Origin of the sequence: Paenochrobactrum sp. BZR 201-1, assembly GCF_044987585.2 — a bacterium.
In the GTDB taxonomy this organism is placed as follows: domain Bacteria; phylum Pseudomonadota; class Alphaproteobacteria; order Rhizobiales; family Rhizobiaceae; genus Paenochrobactrum; species Paenochrobactrum pullorum.
Window position 1 is genome coordinate 82081 of record NZ_JBJDRZ020000005.1, and the last position, 26497, is coordinate 108577.

Below are 26497 nucleotides of genomic sequence, written 5' to 3' on the forward strand. Positions count from 1 at the left end.
GATCGGTGGAGAGCCGTTTCATGTATAAGTAATACATCAAACGGTCTGCTCATTACTATGAGCTTATCCTCATGCACACACTATAGCAAAAATCTGCCTGTGAGTCTTGGGATTTCCGGCAGAAAGTGTCTACTGCGGCAATTAAGGCATCATGCGCGCCGATTGACGGGCTAAAACTTAAACAGTTTCAATAATAGTTGTGGAATAAGGGGCTAGCGCTCGGGCAAAAGCACATTCAGACTGATTTACGTAGACGCACCTATCTGATAATGGCAAAATCATGGCAATAAGGTGATCGGTATTTTCAGTGGCGATTGTCTGCGGCTTAACCGGCAGCTCACTTGGCTCAGATGCAAACAAGCAAATGTTTCAATGAATATAATGCTGGGGATGAAGTATTTCGACAAAGTTTCGATCCAGTCGGTATGAACTGACAGTAGGGCAATGAAGAAATACGGGTCATATATAAAATAACGCCTGCAAAGGCGCATGATATTCTAGCACTGTATTGGGCAAATATGCCAGGAGGCTAATATGCTGGAAAAGCTTTTTAAGCTTAAGGAGCACGGCACATCGGTTAGGACAGAGGTCATTGCCGGTGTAACTACGTTCTTGACTATGTCTTACATTCTGTTCGTTAATCCGGACATTCTGTCATCAACCGGTATGGACAAAAACGCGATTTTTGTTGCAACCTGTTTGGCAGCTGCTCTCGGTTCGATCGTGATGGCGCTGGTTGCAAACTGGCCGATCGGTATGGCTCCCGGTATGGGGCTTAACGCATTCTTCGCTTTCACTGTTGTTGGTGCCATGGGTTTCACCTGGCAGCAGGCACTGGGTGCGGTTTTCATCTCGGGTATCATCTTTCTGCTTTTGACCGTCACCGGTGTGCGCCGTTGGTTGATTGAAGGTATTCCGATGTCGCTGCGCAGCGCCATTGCTGCCGGTATCGGTTTGTTCCTTGGTCTCGTAGGTCTCAAAAGCGCCGGTATCGTTGTCGACAACCCAGCCACTCTGGTGGGTCTCGGCGACCTGACCCAGACCGGCACATTGCTTGCAATTCTCGGCTTCTTCATCATTGCCGCCCTCGACGCCATGAAAGTTCGTGGCTCGATCCTGATCGGTATTTTGGTAATTACCGTTCTGTCGATGATTTTGGGCGTAAGCACTTTCAACGGCATTTTCTCTGCACCGCCAAGCATCACCTCCACCTTCTTGCAGCTCGATATCATGGGTGTTCTGCATGTTGGTTTCATTCAGGTGATCATCGTCTTTGTTCTGGTTGAAGTTTTTGACGCAACCGGTACTCTGATCGGTGTTTCCAAGCGCGCTGGTTTGATGCCTGAAGGCAAGCCGAACCGCTTGAGCAAAGCTTTGTTTGCTGACAGCACCGCCATTATCGGTGGTTCGCTGATCGGTACCAGCTCGACCACTGCTTATGTCGAAAGCGCTGCCGGTGTGCAGGCTGGTGGCCGTACAGGTCTGACAGCTGCTGTTGTTGCAGTTCTCTTCCTCGCAGCTCTGTTCATCTCGCCGCTTGCTTCAGCTGTTCCTGCTGTTGCTACTGCGCCTGCTTTGATTTATGTCGCTTGCTTGATGATGCGCGAAATGGCTGAAATCGACTGGGATGATATCACCAATGCAAGCTCGGCTGCAATGACAGTGCTGGCGATCCCGCTGACATATTCCATTGCAAACGGTCTGGCTTTTGGTTTCATTTCTTATGTTGTGCTGAAAACTGCAACCGGCAAGGCTCGTGACGTGCATCCTGCGACATGGATTGTGGCTGCACTCTTCGTCATCCGTTACGCCTTCTTTGCTGAATAAGATCAGCTAAGAGTATCATAAAAAAGCCCCGCCGGTCAGTTGACAGGCGGGGCTTTTTTATGTGTTTCCGCGAAGACTTATTCTACGAGATAGGGAGTAGGGAAAAAGAATTCCTGCAAGTTGTTTTCATCGCCGCCTCGATCAACTACCAGAAAATCACATGGTTTGTTCAATGGCGTCAGAACACCATGCCAGACATTGCGGTGGATGTTGATGCCTTGTCCGCTTTGGGTGATGAAAGCCTGCGGGCGCGCTGGCCCGTCACCGCTGTCATGGGCAACAATGACCAGAAAAGGCTCGCCCGACAGTGGCATAAAGGCCTGACTGCCATAAGGGTGCCGTTCCATCATATTAAGCTGTAATGGCAATTGATAAGGCTTGGCGCTGAAAATATTAATCAATACCCGCGCATTGGTGCCGGTTGCCTCTACCCTCGCCAGATCATGATGACGCAGACAATTGCCCTGATTGATGTGATAGGCGGACGGCGCTTGTGTTTTACATAAAATATCGCCGAAAGGCGCAAAAGCTGCTGCCGTCAACGGGCTGATTTTAATGGTATTTTGCATGGGTTATGGCCTACGAAACGGTGAACCAAGCTTCATATGACGGTTGACGTCTTTATAAAGCAGATAGCGGAATTTGCCGGGTCCTCCGGCATAACAGGCTTGCGGACAAAAAGCGCGCAACCACATGAAATCACCGGCTTCCACTTCTACCCAATCTTTGTTCAAACGATAAACCGCTTTGCCTTCAAGCACGTAAAGCCCATGTTCCATCACATGGGTTTCGGCAAAAGGGATAACCGCACCCGGCTCAAAAGTGACAATGGTCATATGCATATCGTGGCGCAGATCTTGCGGATCGACAAAGCGGGTGGTTGCCCATTTGCCTTCTGTATGCGCCATCGGGCTTGGAGTAATGTTTTTTTCATTGGTAAAGAAGGCTTCGGGCACATCAATGCCGTCCACTTGCTCATAAAGCTTGCGTATCCAGTGAAAGCGCACCGGATTGTCGCTGTTGTTTTTCACCTGCCAGTCGCTGGCTGGCGGAATAAAGGCAAAACCGCCTTCATTCATGACGTGCTTTTGGCCGGAAAGCGTGATGGTCAACTCACCTTCAACCACAAAAATGGCACCTTCCGCACCAACATCTGGTTCCGGTCTGTCGCTGCCGCCTTGTGGCTGAACTTCCATAATATATTGCGAGAAGGTTTCTGCAAATCCGGAAAGCGGACGCGATAAAACCCATGCCCGCGTTTTGTCCCAGAAAGGCAGATAGCTGGTGACAATATCCATCATCGTGCCTTTGGGCAGCAATGCATAGCTTTCGGTGAAAACAGCGCGGTCGGTCATGATCTGCGTTTGTGGTGGCTGGCCGCCATGAGGGGCATAATAAGTGGCGGTTTTATTTTGAACGTCAGTCATGATCACTCCGGTAAAATGCTGTTGAGGCGCAATAAGGCGATGCGTTCCACTTGCTGGCAGGCGGTGGCAAGTTCTTGTGCGCGCTCATGCGCGATGCGGTTTTGGAAAGCATGCAGAATTTGTGTCTTATTGAGTCCTTTGACCGCAATGATGAACGGAAAGCCGAAGCGTTCGACATAGCGCTGGTTAAGATTGGTAAAGAGGGCACGCTCTTCATCGGTTAAAGAATCAAGTCCGGCGGAAGTTTGCTCGGCGGTGGATTCTGCAGTCAGACATTTGGCTTGTGCCAGTTTTCCGGCTAAGTCCGGATGCGCGCATAAAACGCCCAAGCGTTCTTCTTCGCTTGCCTGACGGAATATCGCAGCCATTGCTTCATGCAGTGTGGAAGCATGGTCGTGGTTCGCATCAAGTCCTTGCTCAAAAGCACGTTCGGCAATCCAAGGTGAATGCTCGAAAATGCTGCCGAAAGCGTCGATAAAAGCTGCTTTGTCCATCATGGATGGTTTTTGTTTCTGGGGTGCCGGATGATGTTTTATCCAATGACGGGCAATATCAATGCGGCGCGCAATCCAGACCTTGTCAAAACCTTGGATATAATCAAGGAAGCGGTTCAGTGCTGCTATCCGGCCCGGCCTGCCGACAATGCGACAATGCAGGCCGATCGACAACATCTTCGGCGCACCATCCCGACCTTCTTCATAAAGCACATCAAAACTGTCTTTGAGATAATTGAAAAACTGGTCACCAGAATTGAAGCCTTGGGGCGTGGCAAAACGCATATCATTGGCATCCAATGTATATGGCACAATCAGATGCGGTCCGTGTTCGCCTTGCACCCAATAGGGCAATTCATCGGCGTAGGAATCGGCTGAATAGACAAAACCGCCTTCTTCCATTACCAGTTTCAATGTGTTGTGTGACGGCTTGCCCTGATAAATGCCAAGCGGCCGCTCGCCGGTAAGCTCTGTGTGGAGGCGCACCGCTTCACGAATATGTTGGCGCTCTATCTCTTCTTCAAAATCTTTATATTCGAGCCAGCGAAGCCCGTGGCTGGCAATTTCCCAACCGGCAGATTTCATTGCTTCCACCGCTTTAGGATTGCGCGCCATCGCTTGGGTGACACCATAAACGGTCACCGGCATGTTGCGTTTGGTAAAAGCGCGGTGCAACCGCCAGAAACCGACGCGCGATCCATATTCATAAATGGATTCCATGTTGAGATTGCGCTGACCGGCCCAAGCCTGCGCGCCGACGATCTCCGAAAGCAAAGATTCCGATGCCGGATCACCGTCAAGAATACAGCTTTCGCCGCCTTCCTCATAATTGATGACAAATTGCACGGCAATATTGGCATTGTCCGGCCATTGCGGATGGGGCGGTTTGGCACCGTATCCGATCAGATTACGTGGGTATTTCATGTAGTTTTCCCGAAACGAGCAATAAATATGAAATCATGATATGCTGAATTTGAAAGCTATATTCCCATTGAAATATTTGAAAGTCATCCATTGATTAGAGTGCTTTCATTGGAACGAATATTTAGAGATACTGTAGGATAGGGAGAAAATACGGGGAGGAAATTGCATGAACGCTGAAATGCGTAAGGCGGGGCGGTTGACGACCCATGTCCTTGATACGGCGAAAGGTGTTCCGGCAAGCGATCTTCGCATTGAACTCTATCGCCTTGATCAGGATAAGCGTCTAAAGCTCAAAGATGTTCGCACCAATGATGACGGGCGCTGCGACGAGCCGCTGCTATCGGGCGCTGCAATGCAGGCCGGCCAATATGAGCTGGTCTTTCATGTCGGCGATTATTTTCAAATTAAACGCGATAATGAGCATTTTGCTTTTTTAGATCAGGTGCCGTTGCGTTTTGGGATGAGTGACGCCGCCCAGCATTATCATGTGCCGCTTTTGGCATCCCCTTTTTCATATTCTACCTATCGCGGGAGCTAAGGCTCATGAGCGTATCCATTCGTAAATTTATCCATTTTTATCTCAATGATCAGCTGGTGATTTTGGATCACGTTGCTGCCGACCACACATTACTGGATTTCTTGCGGCTTGACCGGCAAATGCGCGGCACCAAAGAAGGCTGCGCCGAGGGCGATTGCGGTGCCTGCACGGTGTTGGTCGGACGTTTGCTCAATGGCGAATTATATTATGAATCGGTCAATGCCTGCATTCGTTTTGTCGGATCATTAGATGGTTGTCATGTGGTCACCGTCGAGGCGGTGAAATCACCAACCGGTGGTTTGCATATTGTCCAACAAGCAATGGTTGATACCCATGCATCGCAATGCGGCTTCTGCACACCGGGTTTTGTAATGTCGCTTTACGGGCTTTGGATGCAAGAAACCGCACCTAGTGTGGCGCGTATTGAAAAAGCCTTGCAAGGCAATTTATGCCGTTGCACCGGTTATGCCGCGATTATCCGCGCGGCTGAAAGCGTTGTGCTCTCCGGCGATCTCAATGGCGATTTACTTGTTAAGCACCGCGCCGACATGATCGAAAAATTAAGCGGTTTAAAAGATGGTTGCCGTGTCGAGGTCGAGGCGGACGGGCAGCAAATCATCATCCCTGCCAATGTTGATGATTTGGCCATAGTGCTGGAAGAAAACCCCAATGCCGTGCTGGTTGCAGGTTCCACTGATGTCGGGCTTTGGGTCACGAAATTCATGCGCCCGATCACGCCAGCGGTGTTTATTGGCGGGTTGGAAGAACTATGTCAGGTCAGTGCAGATGCAGATCATATTCGCTTAGGCTCTGGCGTGACTTATTCGGCGCTTTATCCGTTGATCGTTCAGCATTTTCCGCAATTGCGCGAATTCTGGAACCGCATTGGCGGCGAGCAGGTGCGAAATATGGGTACGATTGGTGGGAATATTGCCAATGGTTCACCTATTGGCGACACGCCACCCGCTTTGATTGCGCTGCAAGCCTCAATCATTTTGCGTAAAAATACATCACGCCGCAAAGTGCTTTTAGAGAATTATTTTATTGAATATGGCAAACAGGATCGGGAAAAATCCGAGTTTGTTGAGGCGATTGAAATCCCGAAATTATCGGTAAACTCCCATTATGCCGTTTATAAAATTACCAAGCGGATGGATGAGGATATTTCAGCCGTTTGCGGCGGTTTTTCTGTTCAATTGGATGCGGATGGTCGGGTGAAAAATGCCATTTTTGCTTATGGCGGCATGGCAGGTACGCCAAAACGTGCGGCGCAGGCTGAGGCGGCGGTTTTGGGGGAAATGTGGGATGAGGCCGCGATAGAGGTGGCTATTGCGACACTGCCACAAGATTTCACACCGCTAAGCGATTGGCGTGCCAGTGCGGATTATCGTTTGTTGGTCGCACAAAATCTGCTGCGCCGTTTTTATCTGGAAACAACGGGCGAAGCAGAATTGCGCCTTCGCCGCGAAGCGGTGGCGTGATGTTATCGCTTCTGGGAGGTTGTGATGAATAAAATGCAGAGAATTGCACGCATCCAAGGCGGCGCTCATGAAAATGAGAAACATGAATCCGGCCATAAACATGTTGCGGGAACGGCAGAATATATTGACGATATTGCCGAACCGGCTGGCACGCTTCATGCCTATTTAGGCTTTTCAGAACGCGCCCATGCTAATGTTTCCGACATGGATTTTGCAGATGTTTTAAGCTGCGAAGGCGTGGTTGGTATTCTCACCCATAAAGATATTCCGGGCGTCAATGATTTAAGCCCGCTTGGTTTGAATGACGAGCCTATTCTCATCAAAGATAAGGTTGAATTTTACGGCCAGCCGCTTTTTGCCGTGATTGCCAAAACACGGGCGCAGGCGCGTTTTGCGGCTCGAAAAGCCAAAATTACTTATCACGATCTGCCGCATATGCTGAATGCGCGCGAGGCAAAGGCGGCTGATTATCCGATGGTGGTTTCGCCGATGAAGCTGGAGCGCGGCGATATTGCTGCAGGCTTTAAAAATTCTAAGCATGTGCTGTCCGGCTCAATGCAAATTGGCGGGCAGGATCATTTTTATCTGGAAGGTCAAATTTCTTTTGCGTGGCCGGGGGAAGATGATGATGTGACGATTTATTCCTCCACCCAGCATCCGACGGAAACGCAGCATATGGTGGCACATGCGCTTCATGTGCCGTCCCATGCGGTGACAATTCAGGTGCGCCGGATGGGTGGCGGTTTTGGCGGCAAGGAAACACAAGCCAATCTTTTTGCCTGTGTGGCAGCGATTGCTGCGAAAAAATACCGTGCTCCGGTTAAAATCCGTCTCGACCGTGATGATGATATGGAAGCAACCGGAAAACGTCATGATTTTTATGTCGATTATCAGGTGGGCTTTGATGATGATGGTCGCATTGAAGCCGTGGATGCCAGCTTCATGGCACGTTGTGGTTTTTGTGCGGATTTGTCGGGTGCAGTGACAGACCGCGCCTTGTTTCACGCTGATAATGCTTACTACTATCCCAATGTGAGGCTTGTTTCACGCCCGCAAAAAACCAATACGGTTTCCAACACCGCTTTCCGTGGTTTTGGTGGCCCGCAAGGGGTGGTGGGTGCCGAGCGGATGATCGAAGAAATCGGCTATTATTTGGGCAAAGACCCGTTGGAAATCCGCAAAGCCAATTTTTATGGCACGGATGAGCGCAATCTGACACCTTATTATCAGACTGTGGAAGATAATATTATTCAGCGTGTGGTGGCGGAACTGGAGGAAAGCTCCGATTATGCCGCGCGTCGTGAAAAAGTGCTTGAGTTTAACCGCAACAGCCGCATCATTAAACGCGGCATTGCGCTGACACCAGTGAAATTCGGCATTTCTTTTACTAAAACCGAATTCAATCAGGCAGGGGCTCTGGTGCATATTTATACCGATGGTTCGGTGCAGGTGAACCATGGCGGCACGGAAATGGGGCAGGGGCTTTACACCAAAGTCGCGCAAGTGGTGGCGGAAGAGTTTCAGATTGATCTGAAACGCATCAAAGCAACGGCAACGCGTACCGATAAAGTGCCCAATACCTCCGCAACCGCTGCATCATCAGGTACGGATTTAAACGGTATGGCGGCAGCAGATGCCGTACGCCAGATCAAAGCGCGTCTGGTGAATTTTGCTTGTGAAGCCTATAAAATTGCACCCGAAGAAGTGGTTTTTGAGCCAAACAGTGTGCGCCTTGGTGCGCAGACCATGAGTTTCCCGCAATTTATTCAGGCAGCTTATGCCGCACGCGTACAGCTTTCTGCGGCAGGTTTTTATAAGACACCGAAAATCCATTGGGACAGGGATGAAGGTAAAGGCCGCCCATTCTTATATTATGCTTATGGGGCAGCGGTTTCTGAGGTGAGCATTGATACGCTGACCGGCGAATATCAGATGGAACGCGCCGATATATTGCATGATGTCGGCAAATCCATCAATCCGGCACTGGATATCGGGCAGATTGAGGGCGCTTTTGTGCAAGGTATGGGCTGGCTCACCACGGAAGAATTGTGGTGGGACAATAAAGGTCGTTTGCGCACCCATGCGCCGTCAACTTATAAAATTCCGCTCGCTTCCGACCGGCCACGTATTTTCAATGTTAATCTGGCGTCATGGTCGATCAATCGTGAGGAAACAATCCGCCGCTCGAAAGCTGTAGGCGAGCCACCATTCATGTTGCCGATTTCGGTGCTGGAAGCCCTGTCGATGGCTGTTGCCAGCACAGCTGATTACCGCGTGAACCCGCGCCTTGATGCGCCCGCCACACCGGAGCGGATTTTAATGGCGCTGCAACGCATGAAAATGCAAAAAATCGAGTAACGGAGCGGGTCAGATGTCGGCATTGAAAGACGATATCAGAGCTTTTTTGCAACCACGGGCGCAAGTGATGCTGGTGGAAGTCACCAATGTGGCAGGCTCTGCGCCGCGTGATGCCGGCACATGGATGCTGGTGGCAATGGATGCAATTTTCGGCACCATTGGCGGTGGCCAGCTTGAATATATGGCGATTGATCAGGCGCGCAAAATATTATTAGGCGCATTGAACAATCCGGATTTGGCCGATATTCAGGATATCCCGGGTATGGATGTGCCTTTGGGGCCTGAAATCGGCCAATGCTGCGGCGGGCGTGTCGGGTTGAAACTGCAAAGGATGGATCCGCATTTGGCTGCTTCTCTCATTGCAAGTGTTGATGCCGAAATTGCCATGCGGCCACAGGTTTATGTATTTGGGGCAGGGCATGTGGGCGATGCGCTAGCGACTGCTTTAGCACTGTTGCCGTTGCGGGTGGTGCTGGTGGATACGCGCGAGCAGGAGCTCACCAACACACAGGCAACCGGCATTGAAACCTGCCTGACCGCATTGCCTGAACAAGTGGTGCGTTCGGCGCCTGCGGGGAGTTCTTTCATCATCCTGACCCATGATCATGCGCTGGATTTTCTGATTGTCTCGGAAGCCTTGGCACGTCAAGACACTGCCTATGTCGGCATGATCGGCTCCAAGTCAAAACGCGCCACATTCCGCAGCTGGTATTTGAAAGAGACAGAACATAAGCAACATGCACGGGATAATTTTGCCCGCCTTATCTGTCCGGTGGGTGGGGTGGCGGTGAAAGACAAACGCCCGTCGGTGATTGCGGCTTTGGTGGCGGCTGAAGTGCTGACTGCCGCCCTTAATTATCAACCGGTCATCGACGATCTCGTCAGCTTTTCAGAATTTCGGTAATGCGGCGCTGGCAGCGGTCAGCCATATAATCAATGATGAGGCGGATTTTCGGATCGAGAAAACGCTTATGCGGATAAATTGCTGCAAGCTGGATAGTCACCGGTGGCGTATCGGTTAAAACCGGCACTAATCTACCTTCATTGATATAATGTTTGACCTCAAACAATGGCTTGTTGATGAGACCATGCCCGCTTAATGCCCATTGGGTCAAAACATCACTGTCGTCGGAATCATAAGGCCCGGCAATTTCAAACTTGCGCAAGCCCTCAGGTGTTTGCAGTGTCCAGTAATATTCTTTGGAGCCCGGAAAACGCAGCAACAAACAATCATGTTTGTCATTGATGAGATCGTCGGGTGTTTGCGGTGTGCCGCGGCGTTCAAGATATTCGGGCGCTGCACAAATGACGCGTTCGCAATTCATGATGCCACGCATACGTAAGTTAGAATTTTCCAAAATGCCGAGTTTGAAAGCCACATCCACGCCTTCACTCATAATATCCACTTCATGATCGGAGAGGCGCAAACGCACTTCAATATCGGGATATTTTGCGTGAAAATCAGGAATACTGGGGCCGATCAATGTGCGGCCAAGACTTAAAGGCGCTGTGATGCGCAAAGCACCTTTGGGGTTTTGTAAAATATCGGTAATGGCAGCTTCAGCTTCTTCCACGGCTTCAATGATTTTAACCGCACCTTGGTAAAAAACGCGCCCATGTTCGGTCGGCGTCAATTTGCGCGTGGTGCGGTTGAAAAGCCGCACGCCCAAATGTTTTTCCAGTTCTTTGATGCGGTTGCTGGCCACGGCCGGCGAGGCGCGCTGATCACGCCCTGCGGCAGAAAGATTGCCCAGTTCCACTACACGAATGAAGACGCGCAGATTTTTTATGTACGACATATGATCTGAAACTGCTCCCGATTATTTATATTTTTTTGAAAGTGCTCGTTGAGTTGCACTCATTTCCCCCAACACTTCCTTGGCACATAATGCACTGTCTAACAATGGGAACAAAAACATAATGGGAGGGGCGCATGTATGATTTTGCGGTTGCTTGGGACTGGCTGAGTTTTGCCGCCCGCTGGCTGCATGTGATGACGGCGATTGCATGGATCGGCTCGTCATTTTACTTTGTGGCGCTTGATTTAGGTCTGCGCCAGCGCCCCGATTTGCCGCAAGGCGTGAATGGCGAAGAGTGGCAGGTGCATGGCGGCGGCTTTTACCATATTCAAAAATATTTGGTCGCACCGCCGCATTTGCCCGAACATCTGATCTGGTTCAAATGGGAATCCTACGCCACATGGCTTTCCGGCTTTGTGCTTTTGTGCCTTGTTTATTATGCGGGCGCTGATCTTTATCTGATTGATCCGGCTGTTCTGGATGTTTCTGCACCGGTTGCTATTTTTATCTCCATTGCCTCGCTGGTGCTGGGCTGGTTCATTTATGACCTGATTTGCAAATTCGGATTGGGTAAAAATGACACGGTGATTATGGTGCTGCTTTACGGCGTGCTGGTTGCCGTTTCATGGGGCTACACGCAGCTTTTCACCGGACGCGCGGCCTTCCTGCATTTGGGTGCATTTACCGCCACCATTATGGCCGCCAATGTGTTTATGCTGATTATTCCCAATCAGAAAATCGTAGTTGCCGATCTGATTGCCGGAAAGGTCCCTGATCCCAAATATGGCAAACTTGCCAAGCAGCGCTCGACCCATAATAATTATCTGACACTGCCGGTTGTTTTTTTGATGCTTTCCAACCATTATCCGCTGGCTTTTGCTACCGAGTATAATTGGATTATTGCCTCACTGGTTTTCCTGATGGGTGTTACCATCCGCCATTGGTTCAACACCCGCCATGCCGGCAAGGGCAAACCGACATGGACATGGATTGTAACGGTTCTTTTGTTCATTGCGATTATCTGGCTTTCGAGCATACAAAAACCATTGCCGGATGAAGAGCAGGTTTTGCAACTGACACCGGCGCAGCAAAATTTTGTAGTGGCTGACAATTTCTCGCAAGTCAGAGATACGATTCTAGGACGCTGCTCGATGTGCCATGCCAAAGAACCGGCATGGGATGGTATTATCACCGCGCCTAAAGGGGTGATTTTGGAAACAGACCGCGAAATTGCTGCCCATGCCCGCGAGATTTATTTGCAGGCAGGGCGTTCCTATGCCATGCCTCCTGCCAATGTTACGGCTGTTACGGATGAAGAACGTCGCATGCTGGCTGCATGGTATGAGACGAGTGTGAAGAGAGGAAAAACGCAATGAGTGCTCAAACCACTCCCCATATTATTCGGGGTCGTGTCCTCACATTTTTGAAAAATCCATTTCAGGAAAATGCAGCCTCATCGCATCTCTTTTATGACGATGGCGCATTGCTGATCGTAAATGGCAAGATCGCGGATATTGGCAATTTTGACGATGTTAAGGCACGAGCCAGTGCGGATGTGGGTGCCGATGTGGCGGTAAATGATCATCGCCCGCATCTGATTATGCCGGGCTTTATTGATACCCATTTACATTTTCCGCAGACGCAGGCGATTGCCTCTTATGGCGCGCAATTGCTGGAATGGCTCAATACTTATGTATTTGTTGAAGAGCAAAAATTTGAAAGTGCAGCCCATGCCGATTTTATTGCAGGCCGCTTTCTTGATGAACTGATCCGTAATGGCACCACCACTGCGGTTGCTTATTGTTCTGTGCATAAGCAAAGCGCACAATCGATGTTTGCTGCCGCGCGGCAGCGTAATATGCTGATGGTGGGCGGTAAGGTAATGATGGATCGCAATGCGCCGGAAGCGTTACGCGATACGCCGCAATCGGGTTATGATGACAGCAAGGCGCTGATTGAAGCATGGCATCAGCCCGATCAACGAACTTATTATGCCATCAGTCCACGCTTTGCCATTACCTCCACGCCTGAGCAATTGGAGATGAGCAAGGCGCTGGTGCAGGAATTTCCCGATTGCTATGTGCAGACGCATTTGTCGGAAAATCTTGATGAAATTGCCTTTGCAACCTCGCTTTATCCAAGCGTGAAATATTATATCGACATCTATGACCATTACGAATTACTGACGCCTAAAACCATTCTCGGCCATTGCATACATATGTGCGACCGTGAAGTGTCGCTTATGGCAGAGAGGGGGGCAATTGCCGCTTTTTGCCCGACATCCAATCTCTTTTTAGGCAGCGGGCTTTTTGATCATGATCGCTTTGCAAAATTAGGTGCGCGTATTTCTGTGGCAACAGATGTGGGCGGCGGTAGCAGCTTTTCGATGTTGGAAACCATGAGCGAAGCTTATAAAATCATGGCACTGCAAGGCCAGAAATTATCACCTTTGCAGTCTTATTATATGCTGACACTCGGCAATGCCCGCGCCCTCGGTTTGCAAGATAAAATCGGCTCGCTGCATGTGGGAGCGGATGCCGATATTGTGGTGCTTGATGCACGTGCCAAGCCAGCGATGGATTTACGCATGGATGTGGCCGCAACGCTGGAAGATGAATTATTCATTTTGCAGACAATGGGGGATGACCGTTGTGTTGCAGAAGTTTATATTGCCGGAAAAGCGATGAAATCAGCTTTATAGATAAGCTGAACATCAAAATTTAAGGGGATATCAAACCGTGTCGCAGCCTTCAGTCGAACCGCGTGCTCTTTTAACATCCCTGTTTGAAGCGGCAGTTGATGCCGCTGATCCGCTTACTCGGATCAAAGCTTTTTTGCCTGAAAAGCCCAAAGGCAAAGTGGTTGTCATTGGTGCGGGCAAAGGCTCGGCACATATGGCACGCGCTTTTGAGCAATGCTGGGATGGCGATTTCAGCGGTGTTGTGGTGACGCGCTATGGCTTTGGTGTCGATTGCGAAAAGATTGAGATCATCGAGGCCTCGCATCCGGTGCCCGATGAGGCGGGAAGCCAAGCGGCCAAACGCTTGTTCGCAGCCGTTGAAAATTTAACTGAAGATGATCTGGTGGTCGCACTCATTTCCGGTGGCGGCTCCGCTCTATTGCCAGCCCCTGCCGATGGCTTGACTTTGGACGATGAAGTGGCGGTTAATGAGGCACTGCTTGCCTCCGGCCTGCCGATCAGTGCGATGAATGTCATCCGCAAACATATTTCCAAAGTAAAAGGCGGACGGCTGGCGGCAGCTTGTTTTCCGGCAAAAGTGGTGAGCCTGATCGTGTCGGATATTCCAGGCGACAATCCGGCATATGTTGCTTCCGGCCCCACCGTGCCGGATAGATCAACACGCCATGATGCTTTGCAAATCATTGTGCAATATGGCTTAAAATTGCCGGATAATGTGATGCAGCATTTGCAATCAGATGCGGCCAATGCGCCGCTTGCCGATGATGCTTGTTTCAAAAATCACGAAGTGCATGTGATTGCGTCTGCTGCCATATCGCTGGAAGCAGCAGTGACACGCGCAGAGCAATATAATATTCCGGCGGTGATTTTGTCTGATGCAATAGAGGGTGAAGCGCGCGAAGTGGCGCATGTTCATAGCGCAATCGCCAAAGAAATTTCGATGCGTGATCGACCGTTTCAAAAGCCGGTGATTTTATTGTCGGGCGGGGAAACAACTGTCACTATGCGCCACAAAGGCAAGGGTGGACGCAATACTGAGTTTTTACTTTCGCTTGCAATGGACATCGCCGGAGATGGCCGCATTTATGCACTCGCCGCTGATACGGATGGCATTGACGGATCAGAAGATAATGCCGGTGCTTTTGCCGATGGAACGAGCATAGATCGTTTGCGTGAAAAAGGGCTGAATGGTGCTGATTTTTTACAAAAAAATGATGCGTGGAGTGCGTTTTCAGCGCTCAATGATCTTTATGTGACCGGCCCCACCGGCACTAATGTCAATGACTTTCGCGCGATTTTAATTATGGATTGAGCATAATAAAAAGGCCGGTATCTGATCTGATACCGGCCTTTTTTATTGTGTTTAGTAACGGGCATCTTTCGGCTTTTTAACCGTTGGCCAGTCATTGACCTTACCGGCAAAATCCGGACGCGGCATGTGGGTGAAATATTCCGACACGTCGACCGCTTCCTGATCGCTCAGCACATCACCTTGCCCCATCGGCAGATTGTAATTTTGTGCCGGTGGCATCGCATATTTGACGAATTGCGCCGCCTTATAAGTACGCGCCATACCTGCACCGATATTGAAGCTTTCATCACCCCAAAGCGGCGGGAAGATATAGTCGCCCGCTTGATCCTTCATGCCTTCACCATTGCTGCCGTGGCAGGCAGCGCATTGTGCGGCATAAATTTTCGCACCATTGACCGGATCGGGAATAAGGTTTTCATCAATTGCGCCAGCGCCTTTAACATTGACGCTGGTGCCTTTTGCAACACCTTTGCCGAGCCAATCCATATAGGCGATCATGGCTTTCATATCAGCGCCTTCACGTGGCAGCGGCTTGCCGTTCATCGAACGCTGGAAGCAGCCATTGATACGCATTTCCAGATCCACTTCCTTGCCCGCACGCGGCATCACGGCAGGGTAGAAATTGGAGGTGTTGATATAAGGTGCGGCTTTGTCGACCTTACCTTGAGCCAAATGGCAGGAGTTACAGTTGAGGCCATTGCCGACATTATCAGGCAGCAAACGGGCAGTTTCATTGAGCAGGCGTTTGCCTTGCAAAATGTCTGCCGCATTCGGCTCCTTCAAAATATCATGATCAACGGGGATCTGATATGTGCCGATCTGTTCTTTTTCTTTGTTCAGAACAGCGATGGCATCAAGTGGCTGCGCATCCATACTGGAGCGCAGGCTGATGAAACCCCATGCCGAACCGGTAATGGCCACAGCAAATGCAGCACCGAGGAAAATAACCGATTTGGTTCTCATTGCTTATTCTCCGGAACATAATGCACGGGCTTGTGCGCGATTTCGCGTCTCATGCGGGCAATGTCGGCTTCGGTAATATCGGAACCGTGATTGCCCCAGCCATTGCGGATAAAGTTGAGGATTTCCGCAACCTGCCAGTTTGGCAGATGAGCAAAGCCGGCATGGTAAAGGCCATCAGGTCGTGGTCGGTATCAGGTGTTTTGCCACCAGCCAATGTCACCTGAATGAGCGAGCTTGGATCATCGGCAAAGACAATCGAATTGCCGGCCAGTGCCGGATAAATCCGTGGCGCACCCTTGCCGTCCATACGGTGGCAGACGGTGCAATGCTCGACATAAGACAGAGCACCCTTGGTGGAGAAGTCACCGGCTTTAAGGGCTGCTGTGGTGATATCTTCCTTAGGCTGCCATTTCTGCTCACGGCCTTTGCTTGGCGGCAGCGATTTCAGATAACGGGCAATGGCGCGCAGATCGCTTTCTTCCAGATATTGGGTGGAATGCTGCACCACATCGGCCATCGAACCGAAAGCGGCAGTGCGGTCATTGCGTCCGCTTTGCAGGAACATGACGATCTCGTCTTCGCTCCATGTGGAAAGCCCGGTGTCCTGATCGCGCAGATTTTTCGCATACCAGCCTTCAAGCACCGAGCCGGAAAGGAACTTGCCGTCCTTATCGTTTTTGACCGCTTTTTCTTCGTAAGCAAGACCACGAGGTGTGTGGCAGGCGCTGCAATGGCCAAGGCCTTCCACCAGATAAGCACCGCGCTCCAGCACCGGATCAGTATTGGCGGCGATTTCAAAATCGCGTCCATTGGAAAAAAGCAACTGCCACCAAGCCAGCGGCCAGCGCATATTGGCAGGCCATGGCAAAGTGCTTGGCTGGTTGTCTTGAGAAACCGCTTCTACCTTCGACATAAAGTAAGCATAAAGTGCTTTGATGTCGTCGTCTTTGACCACTGTATAAGAAACAAACGGCATGGCCGGATAAAGATGAACATTGTCCTGTCTTACCCCCTGGCGGACAGCTCGTTCAAAATCGGCATAAGAATAATTGCCGATGCCGGTTTCTTTATCCGGTGTAATATTGGTGGAATAGATGGTGCCAAGCGGCGTTTGCATACCAAGGCCGCCGGCAAATTCTTTGCCGCCCGGTGCTGTGTGACATGCGCCGCAGTCACCGGCGCGGGCGATATATTCGCCCTTGGTGATCAAGGCAGCATCGGTAATATCAACTTGCGCTTCCTGCTTGGGAGTGAGCCAGTAAGGCGTTGATAAGGCAAAGAGCCACGCAGCCGCCAGTGCGGCCGCACCGGCGATGGCTAATTTTACTAGGGTTTTCATGCGCCCTCCGAAAAGGCATATTTGAGAGGTTACTCATGCTTTTCAGATTTGTCGCATACCCACATTGATTGTGGTCAATTGGAAAATAATTATCGTGTTATTTGTCGTTCTTAGGAAAATTTGATGTTTTTTCGCGCTATATTAGGTGAATAATCCATATACGGAAAGTGGTGGAAATGAAAAAAGCCGCAGCAAGTGATGGCAAAGCTTGCAGATTCTTGACAGCCTAAGAAGCTATTATTTAAGCGATCAGCTCCACACCTGCTCGACGCATTTTATCAAGCATCACGGCGAGTGAACCGTTCACATCAATGGCACGGCATAAATCAAGCCGCACGCGGGTGTTAAAGCCCAGTTCAACCGCATCAAGCGCTGAAAAAGCCACGCAAAAATCGGTTGCAAGACCTGCCAGCGTGATGGCACCGATATTGCGCTCGCGCAAATATCCGGCCAGACCTGTCGGTGTTTTATGGTCATTTTCAAAGAAGGTGGAATAACTGTCGATGCCGTGGCGGAAGCCTTTACGGATGATAAGTTGTGCGCGCTCACGGTTCAGTTGAGGATGGAAATCCGCGCCTTTTGTGCCCTGTACACAATGATCCGGCCATAATGTCTGCTCGCCATAAGGCATCATAATAGTTTGATACGGTTCTTTGCCCTCATGGGAGGAGGCAAAACTGGAATGGCCTTTCGGGTGCCAGTCCTGCGTTAAAATCACATGTTCGCTTTCATTGATGGTTGCGTTGAGAAGTGGCAGAAACTCGTCTCCGCCTTTAACAGCGAGCGCACCGCCCGGACAAAAATCATTTTGCATATCAACGACAATCAATGCATGTGCGATCATATTTCATCCTTTTTGTTTTATTTATTCTGCCAATTTGTGCCCCGAAATCTTGTCTTTGGCAGAAAACGCTTTTCAGCGTTATATTGATATATAATGTGGCGCTAACTGTGACGCAAAGGGCAGGTCATGAAAAGAAGCGATATTAACCGGATCATCCGCGAGAGCGATCAGTTTATTCGCTCATTTGGGTTTATTTTGCCGCCTTTTGCGTATTTTGCGCCGCAAGCTTTGAAAAACCAAGTGCAGCAACATGCCCGAATTATTCGTGATCACCGGCTGGGATGGGACATTACCGATTACGGGCAGGGCAAATTTGATGAGCTTGGCTTGTTTTTGTTCACACTTCGCAATGGCAGAGCGGAAGATTTAACGCGCGGCAGCGGTCAGCTTTATGCCGAGAAGATTATGATTTCGCGCCATTATCAGCTTTCGCCAATGCATCGTCATAATCTCAAAGCTGAAGATATTATCAATCGCGGTGGTGCAACTCTGGTGATTGAACTGTTTCAGGCACGTAGCGATGGCTGGATTGATCCGGATGCCGATGTGAAAGTTGCAAGTGACGGGCGCATGGTGACACTGCCGGCAGGTGGACATTTAAAATTACAGCCCGGCGAAAGCGTTACATTGCTGCCGCAGCATTGGCACGCTTTTTGGGGCGAGGGCGGTGATGTACTGGTGGGTGAGGTTTCAACGGTTAATGATGACCTCACCGATAATGTCTTTCGTGATCCGATCGGGCGCTTCTCACAGGTAGAAGAAGACGAAGCGCCGCTGCATTTGCTGGTGTCTGATTATGATCACTGGCTCGCTTGATATTCCTGAACAGCTTTATCAGCCCATTGAATAAAGTCATGCGTCGCTAATTCGCGCTCCTGATCGAGCAAAGTTTCATGGCGGCTGTGGGGATAAATTTTCGTAGTGATATTGGTAAAACCCGTCTGTTGCAGGCGTGCTGCAAAGCTGCTGATAGCCTGACCAAAATTGGTGGCGGGGTCTAACGCGCCTGCATTGAAATTAATCGGCAGGTTTTTAGGTAACCGCCCCCAGTTTTTTGGCCTGTCGCCCTGTTGCATCCATTGCAAAATATCGAGCCACATCGAAACACTTGCGTCAAAACCACAAAGCGGGTCTTTGATATAGGCATCGACACCATCTTCATCGCTTGAAAGCCAGTCAAACATGGTGCGCGATGGCTGGATCATTTTTGACCAAGCGCGAAACGTCACTTTGGGCAAAAATTGGCTCGGCACATCCGAGCCTTTCAACATGCGTTCAACTTTCAGCATGAACTGCGCAAATACCCGCTCGGATTGATTGCCGAAATTGGAGTTCCAGATGCTCAAGCCATTGATATTTTCCGGCTTTTGCAGCGCATAATTAAAGGCGATCAACCCGCCCATTGAATGACCAAAGAGAATAACCGGCAGGCGGGGGTGCCGCTCTTTAATCAACTGGTTGACACTATCGACATCGCTCAAGACCTTGGTGGCGCCATCACGCATGGCAAACATGCTTTTAGGGCGGTTTGCTCCAATGTTTTGCCCGTGGCCGCGATGGTCTTGCGCATACACATGATAACCGGCACGGCTCAAAGCTTTGGCAAATTCTGCGTAGCGCTCAGAATGTTCTGCCAAACCGTGATTGATATGCACAATGCCGCCTGCGATGCCTTCTGCTTGTTGATGGCGCAGCACCAGTCGGCTTTCCTTCGGGCTTGATAAAACGTGGATCTCTTCAAATGACATCAGACTATTTATCCGCGAAAAAAATCTTGCAAAACTTTAAAAGCTGCGTCACTCTAACACATAAATGTGAAGCGCAAGCTCCGGACAGCTCCGCTTTTAAAGCGAACCGGCACACTTGTTAAGTGTGTAGCACTAGCAGCTTCCGTTCAAGAATATATGAGTTTTATGGATGAGCAGAGGGGAAACCGGATGACGGAAATATCCGCATCCGGTTTTATAATGTTAAAATTTTGCTTTTGCGTGTCTGTCCATTGCTCCGCGCTGCCAGATAGCTTACATAAGCACCCAAGATTTCCTGAAATTATTCGTCAATAATGGCAGGAGACAGATCATTGTTGCATAGCACTTTCTAGTCTTACCTTGTGGGATAGGGTGCTCTTAATCGGAGATGACGCGCTTTATGGCACGCCAATTCATTTATCATATGTCGGGCCTCAATAAGGCCTATGGCACAAAGAAGATTATTGAAAATCTTCATTTGTCTTTTTATCCCGATGCAAAAATCGGTATTCTGGGGCCAAACGGCGCTGGTAAGTCGACTGTTCTTAAAATCATGGCTGGCCTTGATAAAGAATTTACCGGCGAAGCATGGCTGGCCGATGGTGCCACCTGCGGTTACCTCGCACAGGAGCCTGAGCTCAACCCGAACAAAACAGTTCTTGGTAATGTGATGGAAGGTGTTGCCGACAAGCAAGCCATTCTTGACCGTTATAACGAACTGATGATGAACTATTCTGATGAAACTGCCGATGAAGGCGCGAAGCTTCAGGATGTCATCGATAGCCAGAATCTTTGGGATCTGGAAAGTCAGGTTGAAATGGCGATGGAAGCATTGCGCTGCCCGCCGGCGGATGCTGATGTCGCTGTTTTGTCTGGTGGTGAACGCCGCCGCGTGGCTCTGTGCAAGCTGTTGCTTTCCAAGCCGGATCTATTGCTGCTTGATGAACCGACCAACCACTTGGACGCTGAAACCACCGCATGGCTTGAAAAGCATTTGCGTGAATATCAAGGCGCTGTGCTGCTGATTACGCACGATCGCTACTTCCTCGACAATGTGACTGGCTGGATTCTCGAACTCGACCGTGGTCGCGGTATTCCGTATGAAGGCAACTATTCTGCCTATCTGGAAGCCAAATCCAAGCGTATGTTGCAGGAAGGCCGTGAAGACGATGCCCGTCAGAAAGCGCTTTCGCGTGAACGTGAGTGGATTTCAGCGAGCCCTAAAGCCCGTCAGGCCAAATCGAAAGCCCGTATCAAGGCATATGACGAATTGGTTGAAGCGGCTGAAAATCAGCGTGCAGGCGATGCACAAATCCTTATTCCGGCTGGCGAACGTCTGGGACAGGTGGTTATCGAGGCAGAAAATCTCACCAAATCTTTTGGCGATCGCGTGCTGATCGAAAACCTCACCTTCAAACTGCCTCCAGGTGGTATTGTTGGTGTGATTGGTCCCAACGGTGCCGGTAAATCGACACTGTTCAAAATGATCACTGGTCAGGAAAAGCCTGATTCCGGTTCCATCCGTATCGGTGAAACCGTGCATCTTGGTTATGTTGATCAGAGCCGCGATCACCTCAATGCGGACAAAAACGTCTGGGAGGAAATCTCCGGCGGCAGCGACATTATCAAGCTCGGCAAGCATGAAATGAACTCGCGCGCATATTGCGGTGCGTTCAATTTCAAGGGCAGCGATCAGCAGGCGAAAGTCGGCAATCTCTCCGGCGGTCAGCGTAACCGCGTGCATCTGGCCAAGATGTTGCAGGCCGGCGGCAACGTTCTGCTGCTTGACGAACCGACCAACGATCTGGACACAGAAACCTTGGCGGCTCTGGAAGATGCGCTGGAAAAATACGCCGGCTGCGCTGTTATCATCTCCCACGATCGTATGTTCCTCGACCGTCTGGCCACCCATATTCTGGCCTTTGAAGGCGACAGCCATGTGGAATGGTTTGAAGGCAACTTTGAGGACTATGAAGCGGATAAAATCCGTCGTCTGGGACCTGAAAGCGTCAACCCTAAGCGGGTCACTTACAAGCCGCTGACGCGCTAAAATTTGAAAAGGCCGGTGTTGATCACCGGCCTTTTTTTGTATGTTATGGACACTATGATGCACGAGGTGATTGTGATGAAAGACTGGTCAGCAGGACAATATCTGAAATTTGAAAATGAACGCAGCAGACCGGCGCAAGATCTAATCAACCAAATCAAGTCGGATCATTTGGAACATATTGTCGATATCGGCTGCGGGCCGGGAAACTCGACAGAGGTACTGCTCGATCGCTGGCCAAAGGCTTCGATCTTGGGGTTTGATACCTCGCCCGATATGATTGAAAAGGCACGTCAGCGCCTGCCTGAGGTGGATTTTCAACTGGGCGATGTGGCAACTTACCAACCACAGCCGCAAGCAGATTTATTGTTTTCCAATGCGGTGTTTCAATGGGTTCCGGATCACATAGCACAGATGCAGCGTCTGTTTCGCTCATTAAAAAGCGGGGCACTTTTAGCGATTCAAATGCCGGACAATTTGCGTGAAGCCACGCATCAGTCGATGATTAAGGTGGCTCAAGACCCGCGCTGGCAAAGCCGTATCGGCAATAAAGCGCGCGAAGTGCTGCCGCCAGTGTCGCAATATTATGAAGCGCTTTGCAGTGATGCCGTGCATGTGGATATTTGGCATACGATTTATAATCACCCGCTTGATGGTATCGAAGCTGTGGTGGAGTGGGTGAAGGGTACCGGCTTGCGCCCGTTTATTGATCCGCTAAGCGATGAAGAGCGTGCGGACTATCTGGCGCAATACGCAGATGAACTCAACCGGCATTATAATGTGGCATCAGACGGCAAAGTGCTGCTGGCGTTTCCGCGTATCTTTATTCTGGCGCAGAAAAAATAATGGAATTGCGTTGGGCTGGTGCTTTAAGTCTATCGTGCCAGCCTGATGGGCTTGGGCGGATGCCGGACGGCAGCATAAAGCTATGCGAGAGCTCTGTATTTGATAGTCAAATTTTTAAAGGAAAAGGACGTTTAAGAACTGGAGCGGGCGAAGGGATTCGAACCCTCGACCCCAACCTTGGCAAGGTTGTGCTCTACCCCTGAGCTACACCCGCTCGCGCCAGTTCTTAACATCGAACAACCGCTATATGCCGTAAAGTTTTGCCAATTGCAAGAGGTCAATTGAGAAAAAATGCGACTTTTTTTATTTTTTTGATATTGAATTGTTTAGGGAAAACAAAGCCTTAAAAGAAAGCACCAAAAGCACCGTAAAGGCGTCTGATCTCTCGTTCCTGATTTTCAAGAGGTGATTAATTTTCAATTTTAAGGGAAGGTTGGCCTTTAAGAACTGGAGCGGGCGAAGGGATTCGAACCCTCGACCCCAACCTTGGCAAGGTTGTGCTCTACCCCTGAGCTACACCCGCTCGCGCCAGTTCTTAAACATCAGGCATGGGCGCTATATGGCGTAAGCTTTGACTGAAAGCAACAGCAAAAATGCGTGTGGCTGCATTTTATTGCAGTTTTTTGTGTGAGACGTCTGTTTTTCAGGCTTTGTTTGTGCTGGCCTGTTGATAAGTGCAGATTGAAACAGTGCTTTTTGCTGTTCACACATATTCGAATCGTGAAAACGGCAGCTGGAAGTGCGATTCTATTCGCATCCCTTGGCTTGTTCGTGTGGGTGACTGCTATAAGATTGATTTGAAAATGGAATCGTTGAAGCGAATATGAGTTGATGACAATGCAAAAGCCGTTGGATCCTGCCGGACTGTTTGAATATCTGGATGAATTGGGTGTCAAACATACAACCATTACCCATCCGCCTTTGTTTACGGTGGCTGAATCGCAGGCATATCGTTTGGAATCAAATGGCGCGCATACCAAAAACCTCTTTGTCAAAGACAAGAAAGGCAAAATCTTTCTACTGACAGTTGGTGACAACGCGGTTGTGGATTTGAAGCAAGTGCATCATCTGATCGGTGCGAGCGGTCGCGTGTCTTTTTGCAAAGCTGAACTCTTGATGGAGCTGTTAGGCGTCATTCCGGGGTCTGTGACTGTGCTGGGTGCGGTGAATGACCGTGACCTTCAGGTGCAGATCGTGCTGGATGCGGTGTTGATGCAAAATGATATTATCAATGCGCATCCGCTGATCAATGAAGCAACCACATCCATCAGCCGCGAGGATTTATTGGTGTTTCTGCGTGCAACCGGCCACGAGCCGCTGATTGTGAAACTATCCGTGAATGAAGCTGATAGTGAAGCAAGCGTTGCACAAGAAGCATAAGGGTGCATTATGTTATTGATTGTTGGAACTGTCCGGCTGCCTGCGGAAAATTTAACCGCTGCACGCGACATTATGCAGGCGATGATTTTGGCAAGTCGCGCTGAAGATGGATGTCTTGGTTATTCTTATGCGGAAGATGTTTTGGAAGCGGGGCTTATCCATGTGAAAGAGCTTTGGCGCGATCAAGCGGCATTGGATCAGCATTTTGCGTCTCAACATATTGCAACATGGCGAAAAGCATGGCCGCAGCTTGGCATTCATGACCGCGACTTGACCGTTTATGACGTGGGCGCGGGGCGCAAGACCTGAACACAATGATGTGCGCAGATTAAAGATTTGAATAGGACGGGGGAGGCGCATTCTCTTGAAATTGTGTATAATATCCCCATCTGAGAATGATAGTTAAATACCGGTTTTTTTAAGATAACTGCCGGTAAAAATGCCAAAAGGGATGCGGGATGAGCAATCAGGACAATCCATACGCCGTGAGCGGCAATCAAATGAACGCAAGTGTGAGTTTTGGTGCTGACAATATTTCGGCTTCCGGTGGTTTGATTAAAGACACTACCACTGCGGGTTTTCAGGCGGATGTTATCGCCGAATCCCGCAAGCAGCCTGTGCTGGTGGATTTCTGGGCGCCTTGGTGTGGCCCTTGCAAGCAATTGACACCTGTGATCGAAGCTGCTGTTAAAAAGGCAGCGGGTGCGGTCAAGCTGGTTAAAATGAATATTGATGATCATCCAAGCATTGCCGGTCAGTTAGGGGTTCAGTCCATCCCTGCGGTGATCGCGTTTGTTGATGGTCAGCCGGTCGATGGTTTTATGGGCGCGCAGCCTGAATCAAAAATTAACGAATTCATTGCGAAAATCAGTGGTCCAAGTGCGCAGGAAACTGCATTGGCGGAAGCTTTGGAAACGGCTGAAACTTTGCGTAGTGAGGGCGATTTCGCCCAGAGCGCGCAAGTTTATTCGGCTATTTTGCAGCAGATGCCGGATAATCTGCCAGCGCTTGCCGGTCTTGCGACCTGCATGGTGGATGCAGGTGAACTCGACAAAGCACGCGAGATTTTAGAAGCCATTCCGGAAGATCAGAAGAGTGATCCGGCTGTCGAGAAAGTGGTCAAGCGTATCGAGCTGGCAGAGCAGGTGGCAACCCTTGGTGATCCGGAACAGTTGAAGGCACGTTTGATAGCTGATCCGAACGATCATCAGGCGCGCTTTGATCTGGCAAAAATCTATGATGCCCAAGGCTTGCGCGATGCGGCAGCCGATGAATTGCTGGCCATCATGAAAGCCGACCGCGAGTGGGAAGATGACGGTGCACGCAAGCAATTGGTGCAATTTTTCGAGCTTTGGGGCGTAATGGATAAAGCCACATTGGCCGCGCGCCGCAAATTGTCGTCTTTATTGTTTAAATGAGCAGGAGTTTTTGATTATGCAGGCGGGAAATATCCATTACCGCAGTGGTGATGATCTACCGGAGACAGTGCCGGTATTTCCGCTTCAAGGTGCCTTATTATTGCCGGGCGGACAGGTTCCGCTCAATATATTTGAGCCACGTTATTTGACGATGGTGGATGAGGCGATGGCGTCAAACCGCATCATTGGCCTCATTCAACCTGATTTGGCCGAAAAGCCGGTTGATCCGGGGCAGGAGCTTGATGAAAACTACCGGCCAAATTTAAGTATGATTGGTTGTTTGGGGCGTATTACCAGCTATGTGGAAAGCGGTGATGGTCGCTTATTGATCACACTGCACGGCATTTGTCGTTTTCGCATGGTGGAAGAGCTTAACGTCAAAAAGCCGTATCGTATCTGCAAGATCGTACCTTTTCTAAATGATCTCAGCGATCCGGCAGATGTCGACGATGTGGATCGTGAGGCATTGTTGGCGGCATTCCGTGCCTATTTGGAAGCCAATAATCTGGAAGCGGATTGGGAAGGTATTGCCCGTGCTGATAATGCGATGCTGGTTAATGCTTTGTCGATCATGTCACCTTTTGGTGCGGCAGAAAAACAAGCCTTGCTGGAAGCGCCTGATCTTAAAACACGTGCGGCAACATTGATTGCAATAACCGAAATGGTGCTGGCGCGTGAGCAGGATGATTTTGATAAACGTCTGCAATAGGCAAGATTAAATTAGTTATTCCTAAACAATGGGGTTGATCATGGAAAAAGCGCAAAGTCAGGGGGAAGTAGACATCAGCTTGCTGGAGCTGTTGGTGTGCCCTTTAACCAAAACGGCTTTGCGTTTTGACCGTGAAAACAATGAATTGATCTCGCAAAAAGCCAAATTAGCTTATCCGGTGCGCGATGGTGTGCCGATTATGCTGCCTTCTGAGGCGCGCATTATTGAATAATTAGTCAATAGTGTTGTTTTTATGGTGCGGCCACTTCATCAGAGTACAGATTGTGTTGCCTGTTTGCTCAACGCTCTTTATAACGCTTGAGAGTTAATATCTGCTGCAAA

At 49.8% G+C, this 26497-nt stretch carries 23 protein-coding genes, 2 tRNA genes and 2 pseudogenes; 17 read left to right on the top strand and 10 right to left on the bottom strand.

The window, feature by feature from the left end:
• Nucleotides 1-534 precede the first annotated feature (534 nt).
• The gene (locus tag ACI0FR_RS03115; protein WP_374829273.1) at nucleotides 535-1827 is read left to right on the top strand and encodes an NCS2 family permease; all 1293 of its coding nucleotides are present in this window, start codon (nucleotides 535-537) and stop codon (nucleotides 1825-1827) included.
• Between the two features lie 77 nt (nucleotides 1828-1904).
• Here the strand turns inward: ACI0FR_RS03115 and ACI0FR_RS03120 are convergent, their stop codons facing one another.
• Genes ACI0FR_RS03120 through puuE form a run of 3 tightly spaced genes read right to left on the bottom strand, consistent with a single transcriptional unit; the run spans nucleotide 1905 to nucleotide 4672 of the window.
• The gene (locus ACI0FR_RS03120; RefSeq protein WP_404906605.1) at nucleotides 1905-2396 is read right to left on the bottom strand and encodes an ureidoglycolate lyase; all 492 of its coding nucleotides are present in this window, start codon (nucleotides 2394-2396) and stop codon (nucleotides 1905-1907) included.
• A gap of 3 nt (nucleotides 2397-2399) precedes the next feature.
• Complete coding sequence (locus ACI0FR_RS03125) at nucleotides 2400-3254, bottom strand: bifunctional allantoicase/(S)-ureidoglycine aminohydrolase (RefSeq protein WP_404906604.1); 855 nt, start codon at nucleotides 3252-3254, stop codon at nucleotides 2400-2402.
• 2 nt (nucleotides 3255-3256) lie between these two features.
• On the bottom strand, nucleotides 3257-4672 hold the full coding sequence (puuE, locus tag ACI0FR_RS03130; RefSeq protein ID WP_404906603.1) for an allantoinase PuuE: 1416 nt from the start codon (nucleotides 4670-4672) through the stop codon (nucleotides 3257-3259).
• Nucleotides 4673-4838: 166 nt separating this feature from the next.
• Between puuE and uraH the strand changes: the two genes are divergently transcribed.
• The 4 genes from uraH to xdhC are packed head-to-tail and all read left to right on the top strand — an operon-like array spanning nucleotide 4839 to nucleotide 9953.
• Entirely contained in the window at nucleotides 4839-5210 is a 372-nt protein-coding gene (uraH, locus tag ACI0FR_RS03135; RefSeq protein WP_374829281.1) for a hydroxyisourate hydrolase, read from the top strand.
• A gap of 5 nt (nucleotides 5211-5215) precedes the next feature.
• Nucleotides 5216-6691, top strand: a complete 1476-nt coding sequence (gene xdhA / locus ACI0FR_RS03140; RefSeq protein WP_404906601.1) for a xanthine dehydrogenase small subunit — start codon at nucleotides 5216-5218, stop codon at nucleotides 6689-6691.
• Nucleotides 6692-6715: 24 nt separating this feature from the next.
• On the top strand, nucleotides 6716-9049 hold the full coding sequence (xdhB, locus tag ACI0FR_RS03145) for a xanthine dehydrogenase molybdopterin binding subunit (protein WP_404906600.1): 2334 nt from the start codon (nucleotides 6716-6718) through the stop codon (nucleotides 9047-9049).
• A gap of 13 nt (nucleotides 9050-9062) precedes the next feature.
• Nucleotides 9063-9953, top strand: a complete 891-nt coding sequence (xdhC, locus tag ACI0FR_RS03150) for a xanthine dehydrogenase accessory protein XdhC (protein ID WP_404906599.1) — start codon at nucleotides 9063-9065, stop codon at nucleotides 9951-9953.
• Here the strand turns inward: xdhC and ACI0FR_RS03155 are convergent.
• Entirely contained in the window at nucleotides 9931-10848 is a 918-nt protein-coding gene (locus tag ACI0FR_RS03155) for a LysR family transcriptional regulator (protein ID WP_404906598.1), read from the bottom strand. The genes xdhC and ACI0FR_RS03155 overlap by 23 nt on opposite strands.
• A gap of 134 nt (nucleotides 10849-10982) precedes the next feature.
• Between ACI0FR_RS03155 and ACI0FR_RS03160 the strand changes: the two are divergent.
• The 4 genes and pseudogenes from ACI0FR_RS03160 to ACI0FR_RS03175 all read left to right on the top strand — a co-directional run.
• Nucleotides 10983-11892: pseudogene (locus ACI0FR_RS03160) on the top strand (urate hydroxylase PuuD); the annotation flags it as partial.
• 68 nt (nucleotides 11893-11960) lie between these two features.
• A pseudogene (locus tag ACI0FR_RS03165) lies at nucleotides 11961-12224 on the top strand (urate hydroxylase PuuD); the annotation flags it as partial.
• Nucleotides 12221-13549, top strand: coding sequence for a guanine deaminase (gene guaD / locus ACI0FR_RS03170; protein ID WP_404906597.1), 1329 nt, complete (start codon nucleotides 12221-12223; stop codon nucleotides 13547-13549). The pseudogene ACI0FR_RS03165 and the gene guaD, both read left to right, overlap by 4 nt.
• Before the next feature lie 37 nt (nucleotides 13550-13586).
• Nucleotides 13587-14861 (top strand): glycerate kinase type-2 family protein, encoded by a 1275-nt coding sequence (locus tag ACI0FR_RS03175; RefSeq protein WP_404906596.1) that lies wholly within the window; start codon nucleotides 13587-13589, stop codon nucleotides 14859-14861.
• 51 nt (nucleotides 14862-14912) lie between these two features.
• On the opposite strand, the gene ACI0FR_RS03180 is transcribed toward ACI0FR_RS03175, so the two are convergent.
• From ACI0FR_RS03180 to pncA, 3 genes are all read right to left on the bottom strand, one after another.
• Entirely contained in the window at nucleotides 14913-15824 is a 912-nt protein-coding gene (locus tag ACI0FR_RS03180; protein ID WP_404906594.1) for a c-type cytochrome, read from the bottom strand.
• A 49-nt stretch (nucleotides 15825-15873) separates the two neighbouring features.
• Nucleotides 15874-17163 carry a c-type cytochrome gene (locus ACI0FR_RS03185; protein WP_404906593.1) on the bottom strand — a complete coding sequence of 430 codons (1290 nt, stop codon included), beginning with the start codon at nucleotides 17161-17163 and terminating at the stop codon, nucleotides 15874-15876.
• Between the two features lie 241 nt (nucleotides 17164-17404).
• Entirely contained in the window at nucleotides 17405-18007 is a 603-nt protein-coding gene (gene pncA, locus ACI0FR_RS03190; protein ID WP_404906592.1) for a bifunctional nicotinamidase/pyrazinamidase, read from the bottom strand.
• 126 nt (nucleotides 18008-18133) lie between these two features.
• Between pncA and ACI0FR_RS03195 the strand changes: the two genes are divergently transcribed.
• Entirely contained in the window at nucleotides 18134-18823 is a 690-nt protein-coding gene (locus tag ACI0FR_RS03195) for a D-lyxose/D-mannose family sugar isomerase (protein ID WP_404906591.1), read from the top strand.
• On the opposite strand, the gene ACI0FR_RS03200 is transcribed toward ACI0FR_RS03195, so the two are convergent.
• Nucleotides 18808-19755, bottom strand: a complete 948-nt coding sequence (locus ACI0FR_RS03200) for an alpha/beta fold hydrolase (protein WP_404906590.1) — start codon at nucleotides 19753-19755, stop codon at nucleotides 18808-18810. The genes ACI0FR_RS03195 and ACI0FR_RS03200 overlap by 16 nt on opposite strands.
• A 400-nt stretch (nucleotides 19756-20155) precedes the next feature.
• Here ACI0FR_RS03200 and ettA point away from each other — a divergent pair, with 400 nt between their 5' ends.
• Both ettA and tam read left to right on the top strand, forming a co-directional pair.
• A complete protein-coding gene (gene ettA, locus ACI0FR_RS03205) occupies nucleotides 20156-21805 on the top strand; it encodes an energy-dependent translational throttle protein EttA (RefSeq protein WP_404906589.1) in 1650 nt (549 codons plus the stop codon).
• A 75-nt stretch (nucleotides 21806-21880) separates the two neighbouring features.
• A complete protein-coding gene (tam, locus tag ACI0FR_RS03210) occupies nucleotides 21881-22648 on the top strand; it encodes a trans-aconitate 2-methyltransferase (RefSeq protein ID WP_404906588.1) in 768 nt (255 codons plus the stop codon).
• Nucleotides 22649-22787: 139 nt separating this feature from the next.
• Here tam and ACI0FR_RS03215 read toward each other — a convergent pair.
• Nucleotides 22788-22862: transfer RNA gene (locus ACI0FR_RS03215), tRNA-Gly, on the bottom strand.
• Between the two features lie 234 nt (nucleotides 22863-23096).
• Nucleotides 23097-23171 (bottom strand) — tRNA-Gly (locus ACI0FR_RS03220).
• A 308-nt stretch (nucleotides 23172-23479) separates the two neighbouring features.
• Between ACI0FR_RS03220 and ACI0FR_RS03225 the strand changes: the two genes are divergently transcribed.
• The 5 genes from ACI0FR_RS03225 to ACI0FR_RS03245 all read left to right on the top strand — a co-directional run bounded on the left by ACI0FR_RS03225 (nucleotide 23480) and on the right by ACI0FR_RS03245 (nucleotide 26387).
• Nucleotides 23480-24028: a prolyl-tRNA synthetase associated domain-containing protein gene (locus tag ACI0FR_RS03225; protein ID WP_404906587.1), complete on the top strand. Its 549-nt coding sequence runs from the start codon at nucleotides 23480-23482 to the stop codon at nucleotides 24026-24028.
• Nucleotides 24029-24037: 9 nt separating this feature from the next.
• Nucleotides 24038-24337, top strand: a complete 300-nt coding sequence (locus ACI0FR_RS03230; RefSeq protein WP_404906586.1) for a putative quinol monooxygenase — start codon at nucleotides 24038-24040, stop codon at nucleotides 24335-24337.
• Between the two features lie 149 nt (nucleotides 24338-24486).
• Entirely contained in the window at nucleotides 24487-25446 is a 960-nt protein-coding gene (gene trxA / locus ACI0FR_RS03235; protein WP_404906585.1) for a thioredoxin, read from the top strand.
• Nucleotides 25447-25462: 16 nt separating this feature from the next.
• Entirely contained in the window at nucleotides 25463-26155 is a 693-nt protein-coding gene (locus tag ACI0FR_RS03240) for an LON peptidase substrate-binding domain-containing protein (RefSeq protein WP_374829315.1), read from the top strand.
• 40 nt (nucleotides 26156-26195) lie between these two features.
• Nucleotides 26196-26387 (top strand): Trm112 family protein, encoded by a 192-nt coding sequence (locus ACI0FR_RS03245; protein WP_374829317.1) that lies wholly within the window; start codon nucleotides 26196-26198, stop codon nucleotides 26385-26387.
• The last annotated feature ends 110 nt before the right edge of the window (nucleotides 26388-26497 follow it).